Source organism: Sulfitobacter sp. HI0129 (assembly GCF_001635395.1).
Taxonomy (GTDB): Bacteria; Pseudomonadota; Alphaproteobacteria; order Rhodobacterales; family Rhodobacteraceae; genus Sulfitobacter.
In genome coordinates this window covers 21,590-28,220 of sequence record NZ_LWGH01000743.1, presented here as the reverse complement: position 1 = coordinate 28,220, position 6,631 = coordinate 21,590, and the positions used below count along the sequence as shown (strand labels likewise).

7 protein-coding genes are annotated in these 6,631 nt (G+C 63.3%); 1 reads left to right on the top strand and 6 read right to left on the bottom strand.

The features are described 5' to 3' along the window. Positions 1–34: 34 nt before the first annotated feature. Positions 35–1,837, bottom strand: coding sequence for a translation elongation factor 4 (lepA, locus tag A3764_RS18455; protein ID WP_067919842.1), 1,803 nt, complete (start codon positions 1,835–1,837; stop codon positions 35–37). 209 nt (positions 1,838–2,046) lie between these two features. On the opposite strand from lepA, the gene A3764_RS18450 reads away from it, so the two are divergent. After that, positions 2,047–2,409: a hypothetical protein gene (locus A3764_RS18450; RefSeq protein ID WP_067919866.1), complete on the top strand. Its 363-nt coding sequence runs from the start codon at positions 2,047–2,049 to the stop codon at positions 2,407–2,409. A 63-nt stretch (positions 2,410–2,472) separates the two neighbouring features. Here the strand turns inward: A3764_RS18450 and A3764_RS18445 are convergent, their stop codons facing one another. The 5 genes from A3764_RS18445 to murA form a co-directional block, all read right to left on the bottom strand. Further along, positions 2,473–2,931, bottom strand: coding sequence for an arsenate-mycothiol transferase ArsC (locus tag A3764_RS18445; protein ID WP_067919840.1), 459 nt, complete (start codon positions 2,929–2,931; stop codon positions 2,473–2,475). Continuing rightward, positions 2,932–3,411, bottom strand: coding sequence for a UPF0262 family protein (locus A3764_RS18440; protein ID WP_067919839.1), 480 nt, complete (start codon positions 3,409–3,411; stop codon positions 2,932–2,934). An 86-nt stretch (positions 3,412–3,497) separates the two neighbouring features. After that, a complete protein-coding gene (gene hisD / locus A3764_RS18435) occupies positions 3,498–4,799 on the bottom strand; it encodes a histidinol dehydrogenase (RefSeq protein ID WP_067919836.1) in 1,302 nt (433 codons plus the stop codon). 93 nt (positions 4,800–4,892) lie between these two features. Continuing rightward, a complete protein-coding gene (locus tag A3764_RS18430; RefSeq protein ID WP_067919834.1) occupies positions 4,893–5,363 on the bottom strand; it encodes a DUF2948 family protein in 471 nt (156 codons plus the stop codon). Then, complete coding sequence (murA, locus tag A3764_RS18425; protein WP_067919832.1) at positions 5,360–6,631, bottom strand: UDP-N-acetylglucosamine 1-carboxyvinyltransferase; 1,272 nt, start codon at positions 6,629–6,631, stop codon at positions 5,360–5,362. The genes A3764_RS18430 and murA overlap by 4 nt, the downstream gene beginning before the upstream one ends.

Sequence of the window (6,631 nt, the reverse complement as noted above, 5' to 3'; positions counted from 1 at the left end):
GCGGGCCTGCCGGTTCGCGCCCTGTCGATTTCTATCAGCTGTCCATCTTGAGCGCTGAAATGAAGGCTTCCTGCGGGATGTCAACCTTGCCGAACTGGCGCATCTTCTTCTTGCCGGCCTTCTGCTTGTCCAAAAGCTTGCGCTTACGGGATGCGTCGCCGCCGTAGCATTTCGCCGTCACGTCCTTGCGCATGGCCGACAGCGTCTCCCGCGCGATGACCTTGCCGCCGATCGCCGCCTGAATCGGGATCTTGAACATGTGACGGGGGATCAGGTCCTTCAGTTTTTCGACCATCGCACGGCCGCGCATCTCTGCCCGGTCGCGATGGACCATGGTCGACAGGGCGTCCACCGGCTCATCATTGACGAGGATCGACATTTTCACGAGGTTGTCCTGCCGGTAGCCGATCATCTGGTAATCAAAGCTGGCATAGCCCTTGGTGACCGACTTCAGCCTGTCGTAGAAATCGAATACCACCTCGTTGAGCGGCAGGTCATAGACCACCATCGCCCGGCTGCCGGCATAGGTCAGGTCCTGCTGGATGCCGCGGCGGTCCTGGCAGAGCTTCAGCACATCGCCGAGATAATCGTCCGGCACGAGGATCGTGGCCTTGATGCGCGGCTCTTCCATGTGGTCGACGTAGGTCAGGTCCGGCATGTCGGCGGGGTTGTGTAATTCGCGCATCTCGCCGTCCTTCATGTGGACGTGATAGATGACCGAAGGCGCGGTGGTGATCAGTTCGATATCGTATTCGCGTTCGATCCGGTCGCGGATCACCTCAAGATGCAGCAGGCCGAGGAAACCGCAGCGGAAGCCGAAGCCAAGCGCGGCTGATGTTTCCATCTCGTAGGAAAAGCTCGCGTCGTTCAGCGCGAGTTTTTCGATGGCGTCGCGCAGGTCTTCGAACTCGGCGCTGTCCACCGGGAAAAGGCCGCAGAACACCACAGGCTGCGAGGGTTTGAAGCCCGGCAGCGGGGTTTGCGTGGGGCGCTTTTCATGGGTGATGGTGTCGCCGACGCGGGTGTCGCGCACCTGCTTGATCGAGGCGTTGAGGTAGCCGATCTCTCCCGGTCCGAGCGCCTTCACGGAAGTCATCGCGGGGCGGTAGACGCCGACATCGTCCACGTCATAGGTGCCGCCAGTCTTGATCATGCGGATGCGGTCGCCCTTTTTCAGGGTGCCGTCGATGATCCGCACGATACAGATCACGCCGAGATACTGGTCGTATTTGCTGTCCACCAGCATGGCTTTGAGCGGTGCCTCGGCATCGCCCCCTTTCGGCGGGGGCAGGCGTTGTACGATGGCTTCCAGCACGTCGGGAATACCGACGCCGGTTTTGGCAGAGATTTCCACCGCGTCCTGCGCATCGATGCCGATCACATCCTCGATCTGTTCGCGCACGCGCTCAACATCGGCGGCAGGCAGATCCACCTTGTTGAGGACCGGCACGATTTCGTGATCCGCGTCGATCGCCTGATAGACGTTGGCCAGCGTCTGTGCCTCAACCCCCTGGCTGGCATCGACCACCAGAAGCGAGCCCTCGACCGCCTGCATGGAGCGGCTGACCTCATAGCCGAAATCGACGTGGCCGGGCGTGTCGATCAGGTTCAGGACGTAGGTCTTGCCGTCTTTGGCCGGATAGTCGATGCGCACCGTATTGGCCTTGATGGTGATGCCGCGTTCCCGCTCGATATCCATCGCGTCCAGCAATTGCTCTTTCATGTCGCGTTCGGCGACCGTGCCCGTCAGCTGGATCAGCCGGTCGGCGAGCGTCGATTTCCCGTGGTCGATATGCGCCACGATGGAGAAATTGCGAATTTGGGAAAGCTCTGTCATGGCGTGGATATGCGGCGGAATCGGGCAGTGGTCAAGCTGGAACGCTGCGCCGCCGGGGGCCGGGCCGCCTGCGCCACACCGGGGCGCCGACCCAGCTAAGCGAAGCAATCGTGAATTGCGCGACGCGCCGGTTTACGGCATACTGCCGACAGAGCAGAACCGGACCGCCAAGGGGCAAACCCATGGTCCATCGTGATTGGGGCATAAAGATGTTACGTACATGTGTAGCGCTGATGGCGCTTACAGCGCTCGCCGCCTGTGGCGGGGGCACCCGGTATTCCAGCAGCAATGGCGCGTACAGGCCGGCACCCGTTCTGTTCGCGGAAGGGCCGATCCAGAAGGCCTGCGTGGCACAAGACCGCAAGAATGCGACCTATGCGCGCTGCGGCTGTATCCAGGCAATTGCGAACCAGACAATGTCGTGGAGCGATCAGCGCTGGGGCGCAAAATTCTTCAAGGACCCGCATCAGGCGCAGGAATTACGGCAGTCGAGCCGGCCGAAGGACGAACGCTTCTGGCTGACGTGGAAAGCCTTTGGGCAGGATGCGGCAGCGGCCTGCGACAACACCTGACGCGCTGAGCCAGTATTCGGCTGCACTGGGCTGGCCCCTCCCCGGGGCCCTCCACCCTTCAGGTCAGCGGCCCGGCGGCGGGCCGAAGCGGTCAATCAGGTGGCGGGTGATCTGGTCGCGGGCGGCGCGGAACTGGGTAAGTTTGGCCTCCCGCCCCTCCCCTAGCCCGGTAGGATCCAGAATCGGCCAATATTCCACATCCAGATGAAAATAGCGGGTCAGTTCCAGCGCGCGGTGGCGGCTTGCCGGCGATAGCGCGATGACGAGGTCGAAGGACGACAAATCGTCGCCCCATTGCTCCATCTCGTCGAAGCTGCGCGAACGGTGACGCGACAGCTCCACATCCAGTTCGGCACAGACTGCGACGGAAAAGCCGTCGATCTCCAGATCGTTGTGGACGCCTACGGACTGCACATAGGTGTCGGTGCCGTAGAACTTCTTCATGATTCCCTCGGCCATGGGGGAGCGCACCGCGTTGTGGTCGCAGCAAAACAGCACCGACTGGGGGAGCGCCTCTGCCATTCAGCCGCCGAAATGCAGAACGCAGATCAGGGTGAAGAGCCGCCGCGCGGTGTCGGCGTCGATCTCGACCTTGCCTTCGAGCCGTTCCTGAAGGACGCGGCTGCCTTCATTGTGGATACCGCGCCGGGCCATGTCGATCGTTTCGATCTGGGAAGGCGGCAGTTTCTTCACGGCTTCGAAATAGCTTTCGCAGATCTGGAAGTAGTCTTTCACCACCTGGCGGAACGGCCCGAGAGACAGATGGAACTCCGCCGCCTTTTCGGCCTGTTCGGTATTCACATCGAAAACCAGCCGCTTGTCACGGATCGACAGGCCCAGATGATACGGCCCCTCGGGAACCGGGCGTTCCGCCCGTTCGGGCAGGACGAAGGAGTTGTCTTCGAGAAGATCGTACATGGCGACCTTGCGCTCCTGTTCGATCTCCGCAGTGGGGGGCGGCAGGTTCGCGTCGTCGATGACGATATGGCTGATACGCGACATGGCAGGGACTCGCTTGGTTCGGACAGGCCCTACCTAGTGCCTCCCCCGCCCGCAGGCAATCGCGCAGCGCGATAACGTGGTGTGCACTAATCGTTGAGCTTGCGCAGGCGCGCAGTCACCGAAAGCCCGTGCGCCTGAAGGCTTTCCGAAGCGGCCAGCGTTTCGGCGGCGGGGCCGATTGCGCGCAGGGCTTCGGGCGTCATCTGGGCAATCGTCGTCCGCTTCATGAAATCGAGCACCGAAAGACCGGAGGAGAACCGGGCGGAGCGCGCCGTGGGCAGCACGTGGTTCGGCCCGCCCACGTAGTCGCCGATGGCCTCGGGCGTCCACTGCCCGAGGAAAATGGCACCGGCATGGGTGATCCGCGCGCAAAGCGCGTCGGGATCGGCCACGCAGAGTTCGAGGTGCTCTGGCGCGATACGGTTCGACAGCTCCGCCGCGACATCGAGGTCCGGCACGGTGATAATCGCGCCGAAGTCACGCCAACTCGCCCCGGCGATGGCGCGCCTTTCGAGCGTTTCAAGGAGCCGGTCCACCGCCTCGCTCACCGCGCGTCCAAAGGCCGCGTCGGTGGTGATCAGCAGCGATTGGGCGCTTTCGTCATGCTCCGCCTGGCTCAGCAGGTCGAGCGCGATCCATTCCGGGTCGTTATCCGCATCGGCGATGACCAGAATCTCGGACGGGCCGGCGATCATGTCGATGCCCACCTTGCCGAAGACCCGGCGCTTGGCCGCCGCGACAAAGGCGTTGCCGGGGCCGGTAATCTTGTCCACCGGGGCGATGGTGTCGGTGCCATAGGCCAGTGCCGCGATGGCCTGCGCGCCGCCGACCCGGTAAACCTCATCGACACCGGCGGCCCGGGCGGCGGCGAGCACAAGCGGGTTGAGTACACCGTCCGGCGCGGGCACCGTCATGGCAAGGCGCGGCACCCCGGCCACCTTCGCCGGTATCGCGTTCATCAGAACCGAGGACGGATAGGATGCCAGCCCCCCCGGCACGTAAAGCCCCGCCGCGGAAACCGGCGTCCATCGCCAGCCCAGCGTCGCGCCCGCCTCGTCGGTCCAGGTGGCATCTTCGGGCAATTGACGACTGTGATAGGCGCGGATACGCGCCGCGGCGCTTTCCAATGCGTCGCGTTCGGCTGCGGGCACGTGCTTGATCGCCGCTTCGATCTCTTCTTCGCCGACACACAGATCGTTTGGGCCCAGCGAAACACGGTCGAACCGGTTCGTCAGTTCGACAACCGCGTCGTCCCCCCGCGCACGGACATCGGCGATGATTTTCGCAACGGCTTCATCCACATCAGGCGCATCTTCGCGCTTGGCGCCCAGCAGGGCTGTGAACGCCGTTTCGAAATCGGCTTGGGCGTGATCCAGAAACTGGGGCATGATCGATCCTGTATCGGGCAGAAACGCGGGGCGGCGCGGTCGGAGAGGCCGGGATGCCTCCGGCGGAAGTATTTCAGATCATGAGAAGAAAGGTCAGTCCTGATGCCGCGGCATTTTGCCCGAGGGCGCGAGGTAGGGCCGGGTAACGTCCTTGAGGGAGACATCCAGCGCCTCGACCTCAACCCGGATTGCGCCGTCCCCGGCCAGCGTAAAGATAAGATGGCCCGAAGGCGCATCGGTCGGCTCGAAGGTGACGGAGAGCAGGGACAGGATGACATCCGCATCGCCCTTGGGAACGCCCTGGCTTGCGACGCCGCGGACGGTTTCGGCGACCAGCAGGGATTGCACCCGTTCGGGGGCATGCCGCCCCTGCCCCGAATCTTCCCACCGGACCCGGTTGAGCAAGACGGCAAAGCGGCCTTCGCGCCGCTGCCAGCGCATTTCGGAAGCGGGAAAAACCGCGTCCTGTGCCAGCGCCGAAATCACCGCGAGGTCTTCCGTATCGAGCGCGCCGAGGTTTACCGGCGCTTCACGGCCGTCTTCGAAACGTGCGTCTTCGGTCATCTTTCAGATATCCGTTCAATCTGCGCGCCGACTGCCGAAAGCTTGTCGACCACGCGTTCATATCCACGGTCCAGATGATAGACCCGGCTGACCCGTGTCTCACCCTCCGCCGCCAGACCGGCGAGGATGAGCGAAACGGAGGCGCGCAGGTCCGTCGCCATGACGGGGGCACCGCGAAGCTTTTCGACCCCACGCACCGTGGCATGGCCCCCGTGCACGTCGATACGCGCGCCCATGCGGATCAGTTCCGGCGCATGCATGAAGCGATTTTCGAAGATCTTTTCTTCGAGCTTCGATGTGCCCTCCGCGGTGCAGAGAAGCGCCATCATCTGTGCCTGCAAATCCGTCGGGAACCCGGGAAAAGGCGCTGTGGTGACATCGATCGCGGAAATGCGGCCATTGCGCCGCGCCACTTTCAGACCGCGGTCGGTTTCGGAAACCTCGATCCCGGCCGCGTCCAGCTTTTCGCAGAAGGCCTGCAGCAGATCGATCCGCCCGCCCAGCAATTCCACCTCTCCGCCGCAGATGGCGGGGGCCAGCATATACGTCCCCAGTTCTATCCGATCCGAAACGACGCGGTGGGTAGCCCCGTGCAGCCGGTCCACCCCTTCGATGGTGATCGAAGAGCTGCCGTCGCCCTCAATCTGCGCCCCCATGGCCCGCAGACAATTTGCGAGATCGACGATTTCAGGCTCACGCGCGGCGTTGTTGATCACGGTGGTGCCTTGGGCCAGCGTGGCGGCCATCAGGATATTCTCTGTCGCACCCACCGAGGCGAAGGGGAAATCTATGACCGCGCCTTTCAGCTTGCCGCCCTTGGCCTTGGCATGCAGATAACCATCGCGCAGTTCGATCTCCGCACCCATCGCTTCCAGCCCGTTGGTATGGATGTCCATGGGCCGCGCGCCGATGGCGCAGCCGCCGGGCAGCGAAACCTCGGCATGGCCTTCGCGGGCAAGGAGCGGGCCCAGAACGAGGTTGGAGGCCCGCATCTTGCGCACGATGTCATATTCGGCACGGGTATTGATGGGCCCGTGGCTCGCCATGGCCAGCACCTTGCCATCTTGCAGCGAGGTGACCTCCGCCCCGAGCGATGAGAGCAGTTCCGTCATGGTACGAATGTCGCTGAGACGGGGCGCATTGGTCAGCGTCAGCGGCTCTTCACTGAGTAATGTGGCCGGCATCAGCGCGAGGCAGGCGTTTTTGGCACCGGCAATGGGAATTTCGCCCGAAAGGGCGCCATTGCCCCTGACCAGAATAGAATCCAT

Excerpts from the sequence above, each read along its gene's own strand:
- lepA (WP_067919842.1), bottom strand. The coding sequence starts at position 1,837 with ATGACAGAGCTTTCCCAAATTCGCAATTTCTCCATCGTGGCGCATATC.
- A3764_RS18450 (WP_067919866.1), top strand. The coding sequence starts at position 2,047 with ATGTTACGTACATGTGTAGCGCTGATGGCGCTTACAGCGCTCGCCGCC.
- A3764_RS18445 (WP_067919840.1), bottom strand. The coding sequence starts at position 2,931 with ATGGCAGAGGCGCTCCCCCAGTCGGTGCTGTTTTGCTGCGACCACAAC.
- A3764_RS18440 (WP_067919839.1), bottom strand. The coding sequence starts at position 3,411 with ATGTCGCGTATCAGCCATATCGTCATCGACGACGCGAACCTGCCGCCC.
- hisD (WP_067919836.1), bottom strand. The coding sequence starts at position 4,799 with ATGCCCCAGTTTCTGGATCACGCCCAAGCCGATTTCGAAACGGCGTTC.
- A3764_RS18430 (WP_067919834.1), bottom strand. The coding sequence starts at position 5,363 with ATGACCGAAGACGCACGTTTCGAAGACGGCCGTGAAGCGCCGGTAAAC.
- murA (WP_067919832.1), bottom strand. The coding sequence starts at position 6,631 with ATGGATTCTATTCTGGTCAGGGGCAATGGCGCCCTTTCGGGCGAAATT.